This is a genomic window from Psychrobacter cibarius (genome assembly GCA_030686115.1).
GTDB classification, from domain to species: domain Bacteria; phylum Pseudomonadota; class Gammaproteobacteria; order Pseudomonadales; family Moraxellaceae; genus Psychrobacter; species Psychrobacter cibarius_C.
Genome location: CP131612.1, coordinates 1,665,259 through 1,681,221 on the forward strand (window position 1 = coordinate 1,665,259; position 15,963 = coordinate 1,681,221).

Genomic DNA, 15,963 nt, shown 5'->3' on the forward strand with positions numbered 1-15,963 from the left:
AATTATGTTAAAAATTAAAACCTTGCGGCGCGCTTAAATCATCAAATATAGTAGACCTAACACAAATAAAGCCGCCATGATAAACAGCAGAAAACTTAATACTTTGTTCGTTGTGGAGGCAGACTCAGTACGCTCTTTTTGTATTTTATTTTTCTTGGCAACGTATAGAACCATTTTTACATGTTCTATGTTGTCTTCGAGATAATGATCGCCTTCAGTTACAAACCCCAAGGACTCATAAAAGCTGAGTAAGTAGGCTTGTGCAGAGAGTATAATCGGGCGCTTCTTACCGTATTTTTTACGGCAGTGCGCAATGGCATGAATCATCATCTGCCGTGCGATACCTTCACCTCTGTGCTCTGATAACACCAACACTCTACCGATGGCAGGCATAGCAGTATGATTGGTCTTAATCGTAGGGTCAGCGACCGATAGATTGGATTTTAACTTATTAAATTCAGGCGGAATGATACGGCAGTAGCCTACCAACGCCTCGTTTTGATGCGCGATCAGATGTAGGCAATCAAAGTCCACCTCATCCATATCTTGATAGGCGCAGTTTTGCTCAACCACAAACACTTGTGATCGGGCTTTTAAAATATGATAGAGATCAACTGAGGTCAGCTCATCAAAGGTTTTGATAGAAAATTCACAATTCATAGTGGGCTAGCTTCTGGAAATAGGCAGTAAAAGATTGGCATTATAACGATTTAGGCACACATTAACCATTCCTAACCCTTTAGAGTCTGGCTGATTTTATCCAAATTTAAGCTGTCCGACATGGCATTGAATATCTCAAAATACTTGCCGTGTTTCTCATATAGCGCTTCATGGGTACCGGTTTCAACCACGCGACCATCTTCTATCACGACTAAGTCATCCGCATCGATAATTTGGGCAATATTATGCGAAACCATAATTACGGTACGATCTTTTTTGATGAGATCTAGGCTCTTCTTCACTTGTTGGCTGGCGATGGCATCTAGGCTAGCGGTTGGCTCATCCAAAAACACAATAGGCGGATCTTTTAAAAACATCCGTGCCAGCGCGATACGTTGCTGTTGACCACCAGACAATGACTTTGCTGTACTCTCATAGCCTTTTGCTAAATTAATAATTTGCTCATGGATGGAGGCTTTTTTTGCTGCAATGATAATATCTTCCTCAGTCGCATTCATATCACCATAGCGGATATTTTCGCTAATCGTACCCGAAAAGATATGATTGCTTTGTAGTACTAAACCGATATTTTGACGCAACTCATGAGTATCGCAGTCGGCTAAATTATGTCCGTCTAGCCATATGGTACCGCTATCTGGCGCATAAAACTTTACCAATAAGCTGATAATCGTACTCTTGCCAGCACCACTTAAACCCACCAGCGCAGTAATACGATTGGGCTTGATAGTAAAGCTGACATCTTTTAGCGCTTGCGTGCCATTAGGATATATGAAATCGACGTTTTTCAGCTCAATATGACCTTTTAAATTTTTACTACTTCTGCCCGTGATATCTTCAACTTGGCTTTCATCTTCTAATATATCAAAGAAGCCTTCAGCGTAAGTCAGGGCATTATTAATCTGATCATAGATACGATGCAATTGACGAATAGGGGCGGCGACATTTTGAAACAGCATGACATGGAATAAAATCATACCGATGGTCATCTCGCCTTTTAATACAAAGTAGGACGTTAGCAGAATGATAACCACCACGCCAATTTGCTCAATAAAGGTCTTTATCGCATCATAAATAAAACCAATACTGCGAATACGCAGCTGATTGTCAGTCATGTCTTTTTGAATGGTTAAGTGCTTTTCTGCCTCTATCGACTCACGGACAAAGGATTTCACCACGCTGATAGAGTTGATCAAGGAGATAACCAAGCCACTTTTGGCTTCTCGATATCCACGCATCTGCCGACGGAACCCTTGTAGACGCCGCGCTTGTTTTTGACTTATGAAAAAGTAAATGGGAATGATAATAAGACCGACCAAGCCGATCCAAAAATTGGTCGAAAACATAATGATGAGTGAGACGATCGCACTGGCAAACAGCGGTAGCATATCGATAAAGAAGTTTTGCACCAAACTGGTTAAGCTGCTGACGCCATAATCGATGCGGGTTTGCAACTTGCCGCTGTCGTTTTCGCTACTGGTATAAAATGCCATGCGGTAGGTTAAGATGCGCTCAATGATTTTTTGTGATAAATCACGTGATAAATTGATACGAATCTTTTCGCCAAAAAAGCGTTGTCCAAAAGAGATAAATATCGACAGTATCTCTTTGGTTAAGAGTACCGCACTGATAATGGTTAGCATGCGCACGCCAGCTTCCCAAGGCTCGGCAAGCGTGGAAATTTCGGTCAAAGTATCAACGGCATAGCGCAGCACAAAAGCATTGACCTGAGCCGTAAACGAACCCAGTACGGTCAATATCAAAGTGGCAATAATTAATACTTTATATGGCGCGGCAAAGACGGCAAGCTTTTTGAGGATATCCCACAGCAATGCGCGCCGCGCCGTTTTTTTGAGCGGTGGCTTCTTGTCTAAGGCTAGTTTGCGTGGTGGGAGAATATTGGACATTGAGATAACAACACACTTTTAACTGGGGAAAATTCATTTAAATTTCAGGATAATCATCTAAAGGGCTTTGACAAAGGGTTACGGTATCGTCTTCGAAATGTATTGCTATCTTCCTTGCTATTAGCCTCATGCGATGGAAACAAATAATTGCTTCAATTAAAGTTACATCATCTGGATGAGCTTCATGAGTCAGTGTATTCCTTCTATTTGAAATATCCTCATATGCTTTTACCCATTCTTCGGGTATAGGTTCTACACCAAGTTTATTCCAATTATTCACTCTGTTTCTTACGCCCATTCTCTCATGCTTATTTTGCTCACGTTCAAGAATTCCCGCAAGTAGCTTGTCTGAACCCCTATTAAGAATGTCTTTTAAAGAAACTTTTTCATCTAAAAAATTTTCCTTATTTTTATCTAATAATTTTTTATACAAGTCGAATTCATATGCTTCAAGAAGGCAGAAGTTGTATAGAATTATTTGAGTACCTACTATATGTTCAATAGGTGTAAATTCTTTCTCATGACCAAATTTTACACCGCCATGTTCTGAAATATCAGAGGGTTCAGGCTCTCTAAAGATCAAAGAAATAGTTACACTTAATTCATTTGATAAATCATGTACTAACGGTAATAGTTTTTCATCTAAGTCTGGTCTATTAGCGGCAGTAGACAAACAAGGAGAGGTAGACCATGCTTCTTTATCCCAATTCATCATTTTTTTTGCTGAAATTGCTAAATCTGATGTTCTTACTGCCGAAAGTGTAAACAAATTCATCCGTTCAATGACTTCATTAAATAGCATATGAGTTTAGCCTTTATTTTATTAATCTAGCTATTTGAGCTTTAAATTATATCAGAGAAAAATATTATCAAAATTAAAAAGCATCCGCTGGCACAAAGACTTCACCAACCATAATACGACGTGCCGAGCGACTCATCGAGACTTTTTTGGCTTGCCAGCGTCCATCGACTTGCTCGGTTTTTCCACCTACAAGTAAGGTTCCTGAAGGGTGACCAAAACGCACCTCGGTCAGCTCGCCTGCACCTGCTGCTTCATTGACCAATGTCCCTTGCGTGGTCGCTGCGGCGGCAATAGCGACTGCTGCCGTGCCCATCATGGCATGATGTAGTTGCCCCATGCTCATCGCCCGTACGACAAGATCAATCTCATTCGCATCAACGGCTTTGCCACTTGAAGCGGTATAACTTTGCGCAGGAGCAACCCAAGCGATTTTAGGAATATGTTGACTGGTTTGCGCTTCACTGACGTCTTTAAACAGCCCCATCGCAACGCCGCCTTTGGCACGGATGTTTTCAAGCTTGGCAAGTAGCTCACTATCGCTATTAATATCACCTTGCAACTCAGTGCCAGTAAAGCCTAAATCTTCTGCTTTCATAAAGATGGTTGGAATACCTGCACTGATAAAGGTTGCTTTGACACTATCAGCAGCCAAGCCACAGCCAGATACATCAAAGTCATCGATTAGATTATTTGTCGGGAACATGTCACTTGATGAATCAACGGGATCGATAAATTCGATTTTGACTTCAGCCGCTGGGAAGGTGACGCCGTCTAATTCAAAATCGCCGGTTTCTTGTACTTGCACTTTTCCTTGCCCATCAGTATAAACAGGTACATGAGCGATAATCGTTTTACCGATATTTTCCTGCCAAATACGCACTTCACAGATGCCATCTGCAGCACTATTAGCGATCTTATCAGCATCGACTAAGCCCATGTTAATAGCACAAGCACCAACCGCCGCAGTTAAGTTGCCACAGTTACCAGCCCAATCAATCATTGGTTTGGCAATATTTACCTGCCCAAACAGATAATTCACATCATGATCTGCTTTATCAGATTGAGAGAGAATGACTGTTTTTGAGGTGCTAGAGCTACCATTGCCTAAGCCATCGATTTGCTTACCATAAGGATCAGGGCTACCGATGACACGTAATAGGAAATTATCACGCGACTCGCCAGCGACTTGGCAACGCTCAGGTAAGTCGGATAATTTAAAAAATGTGCCTTTTGAAGTACCGCCACGCATATAGGTAGCAGGGACAGAGATTTGTGGAGCAAAAGCAGGGTTTGGTCGGGTCATTTTTTTATTCCTATTATTTTAGTACGATATATTCATCACCGTTTTGAATGACCATTGTTAATGATTCAATAGATTGCGGCGACAACATATTTATAGACTCACTGGTTTCTTCAGAGCTTTGTGCAGCTGCTTGTTGCAGCCAATAACGTGCTTTTTCTTCATTTTTTCGAACACCCCATCCGTTTAAATATGCTGCTGCTAAAAAGTTCTGTGCCTGCAGATCGCCTTCTTCTGAGGCAATAGACAAAAGCTTAGCAGCTTTAGTCAAATCTTGCTTGGTACCCCATCCTTTTATATACATAAGGGCTAAAGTTGTCACGGCATGAATAAATCCACTTTCAGCGGACAAACTGTACCAGTAACACGCTGCTACTAAGTCTTGACCGACACCATCACCAGTATGAAATTTAAGCGCCAAGAGATACTGCGAAACTGGGTCGCCTTCATCAATGCCAGGTCTCAAATCGGACTTAGCCATTTCAAGTTGTTGCCGTCGAATTTGTATAATACTATCAACGGACTCTTGTATATCGCGGCCGGTACGTACATTAGAAACCCAACAACCAATAATAATAGCAATAACGACAATGGAAATAGAGACGTCTACCATTGATAAATCAGTGAGACTACTACAACCGCTAAGATTCAATACAGAAATTAAAATAATAAAAGTTCTATGGATGTTTTTCATGCCACTTCTTATGATAAAAAATGACAATTATACTAAATAGAAAAACAAATGTTTATTTTTTTAAGAAAATTCATTTAAATAAAATACTATAAGTAATGTATTTAATGGATAGAAGCCTAATAAGACTAAAGAGTATCAGAATCTATTGTGAGACTACTAAAAAAGCCAATGCCATATAAATATAACATTGGCTTTTGTCACGTGTACGGCAGCTATCGTTGTTGTTTATTCGTTTCTATTAAACGATGTCTAACGTACCTTCGATAAACTCTTTGGCAAAGCGCTGGAGCATACCGCCTGCGTTGTACATTTTGACCTCATCAGCAGTATCTAAACGACATTTCACTGAGGCTTTATCGACAGTACCATCTGTGCGGTTAATGACCAATGTCATCTCACCGCCAGCAGACACTTCGCCTTCGATATCAAATACTTCGGTGCCACCGATATTTAGAGTATTACGATTGACACCTTCTTTAAACTGCAAAGGTAGTGCGCCCATACCGACCAAGTTTTGGCGGTGAATACGCTCAAAATCTTCAGCAACCACCACCTCTACACCTGCTAAACGGACGCCTTTAGCAGCCCAGTCACGGCTTGAGCCTTGACCATAGCCGTCACCGGCGATGATGATCAGCGGCTGCTCGCGGTTCATATAGGTTTCAATCGCTTCCCACATGCGCATGACCTGACCTTCTGGCTCAACGCGAGCCAATGAACCTTGAATCACCTCACCGTTCTCGTTACGCACCATCTCATTCAGTAGCTTAGGATTGGCAAAGGTCGCACGCTGCGCGGTTAAGTGGTCGCCGCGATGGGTTGCATACGAGTTGTAGTCCTCGGCAGGTAAGCCCATAGTATCAAGGTACTCGCCAGCAGCTGAGTCACCTAAGATAGCATTAGATGGTGATAAATGGTCAGTAGTGATATTGTCACCTAACACCGCTAACGGGCGCATACCTTTTAGCTTATTCATCGCTGCCATTTTGCCTTCCCAATACGGCGGACGGCGGATATAAGTAGTCTGTTCACGCCAGTTATAGAGCGGACTTAATGCTTTGCCGGTGTCTTTTTTGGCTTCGTCAAACATCGGAATATAAACAGCGTTGAATTGCTCAGGTTTTACCGCTTTAGCCACGATGGCATCAACTTCATCATCATCGAACCAGATGTCTTTTAGATAAACGTCATTGCCGTCTTGGTCTTTTCCTAACGAGTCTTTTTCGATATCGAAGCGAATATTACCGGCGATAGCATAGGCAATCACCAATGGTGGTGACGCTAAAAACGCTTGCTTGGCATACGGATGGATACGACCGTCAAAGTTACGGTTACCAGACAGTACAGCTGTGGTGAACAGATCATTATCGATGATCTCTTTTTCGATATCAGGGTCTAATGCGCCGCTCATGCCGTTACAAGTGGTACAAGCAAAACCAACCACGTCAAAGCCGATTTCTTGTAGCTCAGGCATCAGACCAGCTTCTTCTAGGTACATTTTTACCGTTTTTGAACCAGGTGCTAATGATGATTTCACCCAAGGCTTGCGTAACAAACCTTTCTTATTAGCATTACGCGCAACCAGACCAGCAGCAACCATATTGCGTGGGTTAGACGTATTGGTACAGCTGGTAATAGCCGCGATAATCACCGCACCATCTGGCATCATGCCGTCTTTGGGTTCTGGTAGTTTTTCATCAGCACCGTGAGCGATACCTTTGGCAACCAAATCAGTGGTCGATACACGTGCATGCGGACGCGACGGCCCTGCCATATTACGTACGACTGCTGATAGATCAAACTCAAGTACACGGTCATAAGCCGCATTTTCCATACCATCAGCCCATAGACCCGTTTGCTTGGCATACTGCTCAACCAGTTTAATCTGATCTTCACTACGACCAGTCAGGCGTAGATAATCAGTGGTTTGCTCATCGATATAGAACATCGCAGCCGTTGCGCCATATTCAGGCGTCATGTTGGAGATAGAGGCACGATCACCGACACTCAGCTGACGTGCACCTTCACCAAAGAATTCGATATAGGTAGAAACCACACCTGCATCACGTAAAAACTCAGTCATCGCTAGTACGAGATCCGTACCCGTAATGCCTTTTTGCAATTTGCCGGTTAATTTAACCCCAACGTAATTCGGTAGGCGCATATAAGACGGGTTGCCTAGCATCACACTTTCAGCTTCCAATCCGCCAACCCCGATTGAGATAACACCTAAAGCATCGACCATTGGGGTGTGGCTATCCGTACCAACCAAAGTATCAGCAAAAGCGACTTCTTCACCGGCTTTGTTTTGCACCACTTGCACCACTGGTGACATTTTTTCTAGGTTAATTTGGTGCATGATGCCGTTACCGGGCGGTACGACGTTGACATTATCAAAGGCATACTGGCACCAGTTGATAAAATGAAAGCGGTCATCGTTACGGCGCTCTTCAATGGCACGGTTTTTCTCAAAGGCATTTTCTTCAAATCCTGCATGCTCAACAGCCAATGAATGGTCGACAATTAATTGCGTTGGTACGATTGGATTTACTTTTGATGGGTCACCGCCTTGCTCAGCGATGGCATCACGTAGACCAGCCAAATCAACAAACGCCGTCTGACCCAAAATATCATGACAAACGACGCGGGCAGGGTACCAAGGAAAATCTAAATCTTGTTTGCCTTCGATATGCTGTTTAAGCGCCGCGGTTAGCTCTTCTGGTGGGCAACGGCGCACCAAGTTTTCACATAGTACTTTTGAGCAAAACGGTAGCTTGTCATACGCGCCAGCTTCGATGCTCTCGACAGCCTCACGGGTATCAAAATAATATAAATCGGTATCGGGTAGTGGCTTTTTAAAGAGTTCGTTCATTGGTTGTACTAGTGCGTTGTCCATAAGTCACCTTTGGCTGTTAGCTGGATTGAATGAATATTTTTATTGAAAAGATATTTTTTCAGCAAAAACTTCTTTAATAAAAAAGACTTTGCTAAAAAAATGATATTGAGTATTCAAACATAGGATCCTAAAGCCAGTATATGACCAACTCCTAATGTCGTGGTGAATACAAAAAACCAGTTGGTATGCGAAGATGGGTTGGTTGGGCGAAATAATTTGACCCAAGCCATTATCATGCACACTAGATTTATGACAAATAAAGAGCCCCATAAGTTGAGCAAAAAATCTAACCATTCTCGACTTAAATTATCCTGAGCAAAATCTATCGTAAATTTGATGCTGGTATAGCTAAAACTGAGTAGAGTAATTGCTGATATGATGAAAATAAATATATCTACTTTTGATATCTTTTGATTTTGGTACTTAGGATAGACGATAGGTTTTATTAGTAATACTACTAACCATAAAAAGCTCGCCACCCAGACGACATATGATGGCCATACCGTCATCATACTTCTCCAAACGTAAACATAGATATCAAAAACTTGAGTATTATTTATAGAGTGTGCTATGCGCGCCAGTTAAAGGGTATCTAACTATCAGCACGCAAAGCACCTCTTAAAAATAATAATTTTATTTTAACTAATTAACGCGCGCTCATCTCTGGTACTGGGCGCAACTCTTCACCGGTATATTCCGCACTTGGGCGAATGATACGGTTATTAGCACGTTGCTCAAATACGTGAGCCGCCCAGCCTGTTAGGCGTGAACAGACAAAAATAGGCGTGAACAGCTTGGTTGGAATACCCATGAAGTGATAGGCAGAGGCGTGAAAAAAGTCAGCATTACAGAACAGTTTTTTCTCACGCCACATCACTTCTTCACAGCGTACTGATACTGGATATAGCACTTCATCACCAACATCCGCTGCCAGTTTTTCAGCCCAACCTTTAATAACGACGTTACGTGGATCTGATTCGCTATAGATCGCATGACCAAAGCCCATAATTTTGTCTTTACGCGCCAGCATACCCATCATCTCGGTTTCGGCTTCATCAAGTGAGCTAAAACCTTCAATCATATCCATTGCCGCCTCATTAGCACCGCCATGAAGAGGACCGCGCAATGAGCCAATCGCGCCAGTGATACAAGAATGGATATCAGATAGCGTAGAGGCACATACACGTGCGGTAAAGGTTGAAGCGTTAAACTCATGCTCTGCATAGAGGATAAGCGAGACGTTCATTACTTTTGTGTGTAGCTCGTTTGGTTTTTCACCCTTTAACAGATGTAAGAAATGACCGCCAATCGTCGCATCATCCGTTTCAGTTTCGATACGCACGTTGTCATGGGTAAAACGATACCAGTAGTTGATGATAGAAGGGAATACCGCAAGCATGCGATCTGCTTGGTCGTTTTCTTCATCAAAACTCATTTCGGTTTCTAAGTTACCCAGCATAGAGCAACCGGTACGTAATACATCCATTGGATGCGATTCGGCAGGGATACGCTCAAGCACGTCTTTTAGTGACTGTGGTAGACCACGTAAGCTTTTGAGCTTGGCTTGGTAAGCGTCAAGCTCGCTTTGGTTTGGCAAGTTGCCATAAAGCAGCAAGTAGGCCACTTCTTCAAAGATGCATTTGTCTGCCAGTTCTGACACGTCATAACCGCGATACGTCAAACCTGATCCTGACTTGCCGACGGTAGATAGCGCGGTTTTGCCAGCGACCTGACCACGTAGACCTGCGCCTGACAATACTTTTGTTGATGGGTTTTGTGCTGCCATGATAAAATTCCTTTTGTGGGTAGCTTTTTGGGTGAAAAACAGTGTTTCTAAGTTTCTAAGTTTCTAAGTTTCTAATAATAAATTTGTCAGTTGATGACTGACTATAGCGCCAGTCAAGTATTACGCAGGCTGTTCAAGCTGTGGACCATCTAAATCGACATTGCAACGCTTGAATTCGGCTTCAATAGGGCCATTCAAGACTTCCATTGCGCTGCCTTCGCCTTCTGCATTATTGATTTTCATGTACTTGACACCCAGTGGTGATTCCATGAATGTCTGAATTTCAGTCATCTCCTCTGGAGTAGGGTCAGCCATTGGCGTTGCAATTTCTTCACCATTCATGACGCGCAGTTGCTCATTGCCAAACGTAATCAGCTTTTTCCCTACCTCTGACGTGTAAAAGCTATCCAGCTCTTTTAACTCTGCATCGGTAAACTGACTCTTATAGAAGCTATCGACTTCGGCTTTACCCAAGTCTTTATCGCGTGATTCAAGGCAGCTGACTTGCTCTGCACTGAGCGCACCACTATTGATAACTGGTGCGAACAATAGACTGTCGACGGTATCTAGCGTAATCGTCGTCATGACCAAGTCGTTTTGAGTGACAGGCGCAGGAGCCTCTTTGGTAGCATCAACTTCAGCAGTGCTTGCACTACTGGCGGTGTCTTCGGCGGTGTCTGGTGTTTTATCACAGCCCGTCATAAATAACAGCGCCGCAAGTGTGCTGCTCAGTAGTGACGTTTTAAGAGCAGTATTAGCAGTAAAAAATGGCATAAATAACCTAAAAATAAATGAAGACGGATTTCGAAAAGATAACACACTCAAAGGTAAGCTATCTATTCAGTGTTGCCAATGACGAATGCTTAACTACTTATTAGCAAATAGCTTGTCTAGCGTCTGCTCAAACTCATGATAATTTAAGAAATCATACAGCTCCATGCGGGTTTGCATGGTATCAACAACTTTTTCTTGTGTGCCATCAGTCAATAGATGCTGATAAACGTTTAATGCCGCTTTGTTCATCGCACGGAATGCTGATAGTGGGTACAACACCATCTCGACACCCACGCTATATAGTTGATCAGTGGTGTAAAGGTCGGTCTGACCAAACTCTGTCATGTTGGCGAGTACTGGAATATCTAGTACGTCAGTGAACTTACGATACATTTCGATATCCGTTAAGGCTTCAGCAAAAATCATGTCTGCGCCTGCTTCTTGGAAGGCAACAGCGCGCTCTACAGCAGCATCAAGCCCTTCGACCGATAGCGCATCCGTACGTGCCATGACCACAAAATCAGGGTCAGTTTTGGCATCTAATGCCGCTTTTAAGCGATCAACCATTTCTGAGATACTGACGATTTCTTTATTTGGGCGATGACCACAGCGCTTTTGAGCGACTTGATCTTCGATATGTACGGCTGCCACGCCCGCTTTTTCCATTTTTCTGATGGTTTGTGCAATGTTAAACGCGCCACCAAAACCAGTATCGATATCTACTAATAACGGCGTATCAACTGCGTCAGTGATACGTCGTGCATCTTCTAGTACATTATCAAGGCTAGTCATACCCAAATCAGGAAGACCAAATGAGGCATTTGCCACACCAGCACCGGAGAGATACAACGCTTGATGGCCGACTTGGGTCGCCATCATTGCAGTATAGGCATTGATAGCACCTGCAATTTGTAGTGGCTGGTTATTATCGTTTTTTTGGGTCAAAGCACTGCGAAAGCGTGCGCCTGCTGAAGGTGAAGTCATGTGAGTGTCCTTGCATAGAGAGATAGTATTATCGTTATTGTGTTCGATTATACTCAATAATCAGTGAGTGAAAAGCATTGTTTGAGCATATCTATTTAAATAATTTAAACAACTAGTTTATTAAAATTAATATTATTCACTATGTAAATAGCATTATCTATAAAGTAATGGTTTGCTTAAACTATTATTCATATTGCTGAATTTGCAAAGACACGTATAGTCCATTATTTACATTTATTTACAATAGCGGTTGCGCTTATTTTTATCGATTCATGGTTTTAGCTTACCAAAAAGCCCTAATAGCTAAGCTAAAAGGGCTTTTATGATATAAATAGATATTTTTAAAACCGATACCTAGCCAAATAGTCCAGCAAGATTGGCTAAAAATAACAGCGCAAAACCCGTTAAGAAGATGAGTCCCGCGATAGAGAGTGCATTCATGCCAAAAGACAGTTTTTTATGGTTTTTAACCAGTGAGTAATTTAACCAGCCAAAGATAGGCGCTGAGACAAACGCCGATATCATGGCAAACTTAAGCATAGTCCCTAATTGTCCAGTAAAGAAAGTGATAATCATCAACCCACCACCGATAGCATAGGTCGTCCAAAAAGCGATTTGCTTTTTGTTGATTTCGCTTTCACCTTTTATTAGACGCCAGCACTCAGCGTTGGCACGGCCATAACCGTCTGCACAGGTGATCGTCGTGCCAAACATACACATAAAGGCGACGAAAGCGACCAATAGACGTGACCATTCGCCGATGGTTGCGGTATACATGTTGATCAACTGATTGATATAAGCGCCACCGACCAGCTCAATTTCTTGTCCTGAGCCATACTGTACAAACACACCTAATGACAAGAAAAATAAGGCTAAAATTGCTGAGACGGCATAACCGACGTTAAAATCTAACAAACCTTGGCGATGGGTGGTGTGATCGGCTTTGACTTTGGCAGATGTCCACATCGAGGTAATGGCGGCAAACTCAAGCGGTGCTGGCATCCAGCCCATGAGTGCCACAATAAAACCTAAAGTTGCTAAATTCCAAGGAGAGGCCGCGACAAAGTCAGCAGCCATAACCGTTGGCTTGCCAGCAGCAATGATGACAGCAGCGACGGTCGCAGTCGTCAAGGCAATCATAATCCATTTGGTCACACCATCAAGCAGCTTATAGTGACCTGCAATTAAAAAGAACCAAGAAACCGCCACGATGATTAGAGACAGTGCCATCGTCGATAGCCCAAGAGAAGCGGGTAGCATAAAACCTAAGATAACCGCTGCTATTAATGAGACCGCGCCCGTACTAATGACGGCTGATAGGATAGAGAGTATAAAATATACCCACAGATATACTTTTGAGCGTTTGGCATAGCCTGCAATCAAACTCTCGCCAGTGTCATAGACGTAGTCGGTTGCAAAGCGAAAAAATGGATACTTAAAAACGTTGGCTAAAATAATCATAATGGCCAGTTGCCAGCCATATATAGCGCCAGCCTGCGTCGATGAAATCAAATGCGAGCCACCGATAGCAGCGGTTGCCATCAAAATACCGGGACCAAAAATGCGCCAGCTAAAGCCTTCTTGTGGCGATGTCGCGGTATCGTCAGTGGCATTTGGGTTGGTGCGTGGATTATTGAGTGGTTGTGTGGTCATGAATACCTCTAAATGGTTAAAACGGCAAATTATCACTTACCTGTGTCAGCTTGCCAATGATCATGAGAGAAGCGCTTTATAAACTGCTTAAATATAAAACGATTCATCTTGTATCGACTTTAGCACACCGAAGCCAGTCAGGAGAATGATTATTCTAGTTGTTATTACTATTTGTTTGCATTGCCATTCTTTTTAGTTAGCATAATCAGTTGCTAATATCAAGTATTAAGGCTGATTATTTTTTAGCGGTTCTTTATAACACAATATCCATCCAATATCTGATAATTTAAGGCTGTGACACAAATTTTTGCTGACGATAAGTGATGCCGCGCTGCTCATATACCTGATAGGTGGCGCTCAGCAAATCAGAAATGCTGGGATGAACGAAATCTTTGAGTGTATGTAGATAAATAGGGGAGGTGACGTTTTCGTGTATCAAACGTTGATAACTGATTTGGTCGGTACGCACGGTCTTTAGGCTAGCAGGCACAAGGGTAATGCCTTCGCCAGCCGCCACTAAGCCTAGTGCTACTTGCAAGTCACTCACCGTCGTAGTCATAAAAGGCGAAATACCGTATTGTGCGAATAAGTGTAGTAAAGGTTCAGTAATAGGCGCGCTAAGTGTGGATTGCTCAGCGCTTGTGCGTCTGGATTTTGTATTATTATCCAGCTTTACGCTAGTCGCTATCGGTAAATGGGTTTGATGGTAGAGAATCAGACGATTGTTCGCTAAGTCTATCAACCGTTGCTCCTTTACCTGCGCCAAAGGATGGGCTTTTGGTAAGGCGACGACATAACGTTCATGACGCAGTAGTATTTGCTGAATCCATGGATCTTGATGGGGGAAACGCCCAAATCCGATGTCTATCTCACCAGATTTGAGCGCCTCTATTTGTTGATATGAGCTGATGTCTTTGAGATTGACTTCGATATCGGGGCTGGATTGCTTCAGCATGGCAATAATTTCAGGAAGCAATCCATAAAGCACGGATGGGACAAAGCCAATATTTAGCATGCTACTGGGCGTGGATAGCCGCTGCGTCATGCTGGTGACGGTATCAATCTCTGTCAATATGGCGCTGATTTTGTCGTAAAAGAATGTACCAGCTTCAGTCAGATGTAGCGGTCTATGGTAGCGATCGACCAATTCCACACCCATATCTGTTTCAAGCTGTTTAAGCAGACGACTCAAGCTTGGTTGTGACAATCCAGTTTTAGTCGCTGCGGCACTAAAGCTCCGTGAATCTGCGATAGCAATAAAAGCATTGAGCTGTTTTAAATCCATATCTTTATGCTCACTTGTTTATGATGTCATCGTTGCTTGTGGCTTATTTTTTTGGCTATTTTGATTATTTTATCCGAATAAGAGCAGTAAGCGACAAATTATGCTTGAAGCGAACGAGGCGAGCTACTATATTGTTTGTTAACGTTAGTGTTACACTTTAGCAAACAATAAAAACTTTATTCTTAATTCTAGCTGTTATCTACTTTTTCTCGGTAAAAACTGGTTTGGTATTACTTCATGAGCGACAAAAAAAATAGCCCTAATGCGCAGTTAGAGGCAAATTTAGCCAAAATTGCTAATACTAAGCCACGTAAGCGTATGCGTAAAGATAATATCTACGAGCGTTTCATCACGCGTGTCGAAAATGTCGATAGTAATGAGGATAACCCTGATTTCAAAGAAAATGCATTAAAACCACTAAAAAATACCAACCATCTTTCATCATACGAGCCATTAAGCGCCACAGAGCTAGAATTATTTGCTAATTTAGAGCAAGAAAGCGTGAGCACAGGTATTAATATAGATTTTTCTGATGACGATAAAGACGAGGGTTTTTCGACAAATCATGCACCGATAGCTAATACTGACAACTCTTTAGACTCTGATGCAAATAACGATAAATCTTCTTTATATATCGCTGACAGCGCGAATGCTGATGATTTAAAACGTCAAGATTCAGAAAGATTAGCAGCTGAAAAAGTTAGAAACGAACAACTATCTAATAATAACGACGCTGTAAATGACAATGCTATTGCTAAACAATTAGCAAAATCAAAGGAAAAGCAAGTAAGTAGCAAAAAACCACTTATTATTGGCATGATCTTTGGCTCATTATTGATTGCTACTATTGTAGCAACACTAATTTTCACCGGCGTTCTATCGACCTCAACGAAAACGATTGCACCTGATAGTGCAGAGACGAAAACAACAACGACAGATGCAGCACCAGCTGTTAGCACTGGCAAAGCAGTAGTAACCGATGACAACCAACCTTCTGCTGATACAAGCGCGATAGACAAATCGACAGTGATATCGCAACCAGATGAATCGCCCACTGAGAATCCAGACACTAATCCTAATGGGATAGAGACTACTGAAGCCCCATCGACCATGCCAGCAGCTGAGGCAGCCATCACTTATGATGACTTTAGAGAAGAATCCCAAAGTACCTTGTATCGTGAGACCAATGATTAAGGTCTGTTGC

Annotated in this window: 12 protein-coding genes; 1 reads left to right on the forward strand and 11 read right to left on the reverse strand. The window is 42.5% G+C overall.

The features are described from left to right. Positions 1–33: 33 nt before the first annotated feature. The 11 genes from Q6344_06985 to Q6344_07035 form a co-directional block, all read right to left on the reverse strand. Positions 34–660: a GNAT family N-acetyltransferase gene (locus Q6344_06985; GenBank protein ID WLG15071.1), complete on the reverse strand. Its 627-nt coding sequence runs from the start codon at positions 658–660 to the stop codon at positions 34–36. Between the two features lie 71 nt (positions 661–731). Beyond that, complete coding sequence (locus Q6344_06990) at positions 732–2,585, reverse strand: ABC transporter ATP-binding protein (protein ID WLG15072.1); 1,854 nt, start codon at positions 2,583–2,585, stop codon at positions 732–734. Between the two features lie 37 nt (positions 2,586–2,622). Beyond that, positions 2,623–3,387 (reverse strand): hypothetical protein, encoded by a 765-nt coding sequence (locus tag Q6344_06995; protein WLG15073.1) that lies wholly within the window; start codon positions 3,385–3,387, stop codon positions 2,623–2,625. Positions 3,388–3,460: 73 nt separating this feature from the next. Continuing rightward, positions 3,461–4,690 (reverse strand): 2-methylaconitate cis-trans isomerase PrpF, encoded by a 1,230-nt coding sequence (gene prpF, locus Q6344_07000; GenBank protein WLG15074.1) that lies wholly within the window; start codon positions 4,688–4,690, stop codon positions 3,461–3,463. A 13-nt stretch (positions 4,691–4,703) separates the two neighbouring features. After that, positions 4,704–5,381, reverse strand: coding sequence for a tetratricopeptide repeat protein (locus Q6344_07005; protein WLG15075.1), 678 nt, complete (start codon positions 5,379–5,381; stop codon positions 4,704–4,706). Between the two features lie 238 nt (positions 5,382–5,619). Then, positions 5,620–8,253 carry a Fe/S-dependent 2-methylisocitrate dehydratase AcnD gene (gene acnD / locus Q6344_07010; GenBank protein WLG15167.1) on the reverse strand — a complete coding sequence of 878 codons (2,634 nt, stop codon included), beginning with the start codon at positions 8,251–8,253 and terminating at the stop codon, positions 5,620–5,622. Between the two features lie 670 nt (positions 8,254–8,923). Further along, positions 8,924–10,063 carry a 2-methylcitrate synthase gene (gene prpC / locus Q6344_07015; protein ID WLG15076.1) on the reverse strand — a complete coding sequence of 380 codons (1,140 nt, stop codon included), beginning with the start codon at positions 10,061–10,063 and terminating at the stop codon, positions 8,924–8,926. A gap of 120 nt (positions 10,064–10,183) precedes the next feature. Next, a complete protein-coding gene (locus tag Q6344_07020; GenBank protein WLG15077.1) occupies positions 10,184–10,837 on the reverse strand; it encodes a DUF2059 domain-containing protein in 654 nt (217 codons plus the stop codon). 93 nt (positions 10,838–10,930) lie between these two features. Beyond that, positions 10,931–11,821: a methylisocitrate lyase gene (prpB, locus tag Q6344_07025; protein ID WLG15078.1), complete on the reverse strand. Its 891-nt coding sequence runs from the start codon at positions 11,819–11,821 to the stop codon at positions 10,931–10,933. A 354-nt stretch (positions 11,822–12,175) separates the two neighbouring features. Further along, complete coding sequence (locus Q6344_07030; protein WLG15168.1) at positions 12,176–13,363, reverse strand: divalent metal cation transporter; 1,188 nt, start codon at positions 13,361–13,363, stop codon at positions 12,176–12,178. A 397-nt stretch (positions 13,364–13,760) separates the two neighbouring features. After that, complete coding sequence (locus Q6344_07035; GenBank protein WLG15079.1) at positions 13,761–14,759, reverse strand: LysR family transcriptional regulator; 999 nt, start codon at positions 14,757–14,759, stop codon at positions 13,761–13,763. Between the two features lie 237 nt (positions 14,760–14,996). Between Q6344_07035 and Q6344_07040 the strand changes: the two genes are divergently transcribed. Next, positions 14,997–15,953: a hypothetical protein gene (locus Q6344_07040; protein WLG15080.1), complete on the forward strand. Its 957-nt coding sequence runs from the start codon at positions 14,997–14,999 to the stop codon at positions 15,951–15,953. The last annotated feature ends 10 nt before the right edge of the window (positions 15,954–15,963 follow it).

Excerpts from the sequence above, each read along its gene's own strand:
- Q6344_07020 (WLG15077.1), bottom strand. The coding sequence starts at position 10,837 with ATGCCATTTTTTACTGCTAATACTGCTCTTAAAACGTCACTACTGAGC.
- prpC (WLG15076.1), bottom strand. The coding sequence starts at position 10,063 with ATGGCAGCACAAAACCCATCAACAAAAGTATTGTCAGGCGCAGGTCTA.
- Q6344_07035 (WLG15079.1), bottom strand. The coding sequence starts at position 14,759 with ATGGATTTAAAACAGCTCAATGCTTTTATTGCTATCGCAGATTCACGG.
- Q6344_07005 (WLG15075.1), bottom strand. The coding sequence starts at position 5,381 with ATGAAAAACATCCATAGAACTTTTATTATTTTAATTTCTGTATTGAAT.
- prpF (WLG15074.1), bottom strand. The coding sequence starts at position 4,690 with ATGACCCGACCAAACCCTGCTTTTGCTCCACAAATCTCTGTCCCTGCT.
- prpB (WLG15078.1), bottom strand. The coding sequence starts at position 11,821 with ATGACTTCACCTTCAGCAGGCGCACGCTTTCGCAGTGCTTTGACCCAA.
- Q6344_06990 (WLG15072.1), bottom strand. The coding sequence starts at position 2,585 with ATGTCCAATATTCTCCCACCACGCAAACTAGCCTTAGACAAGAAGCCA.
- Q6344_06995 (WLG15073.1), bottom strand. The coding sequence starts at position 3,387 with ATGCTATTTAATGAAGTCATTGAACGGATGAATTTGTTTACACTTTCG.
- acnD (WLG15167.1), bottom strand. The coding sequence starts at position 8,253 with ATGAACGAACTCTTTAAAAAGCCACTACCCGATACCGATTTATATTAT.
- Q6344_06985 (WLG15071.1), bottom strand. The coding sequence starts at position 660 with ATGAATTGTGAATTTTCTATCAAAACCTTTGATGAGCTGACCTCAGTT.
- Q6344_07030 (WLG15168.1), bottom strand. The coding sequence starts at position 13,363 with ATGGCAACCGCTGCTATCGGTGGCTCGCATTTGATTTCATCGACGCAG.
- Q6344_07040 (WLG15080.1), top strand. The coding sequence starts at position 14,997 with ATGAGCGACAAAAAAAATAGCCCTAATGCGCAGTTAGAGGCAAATTTA.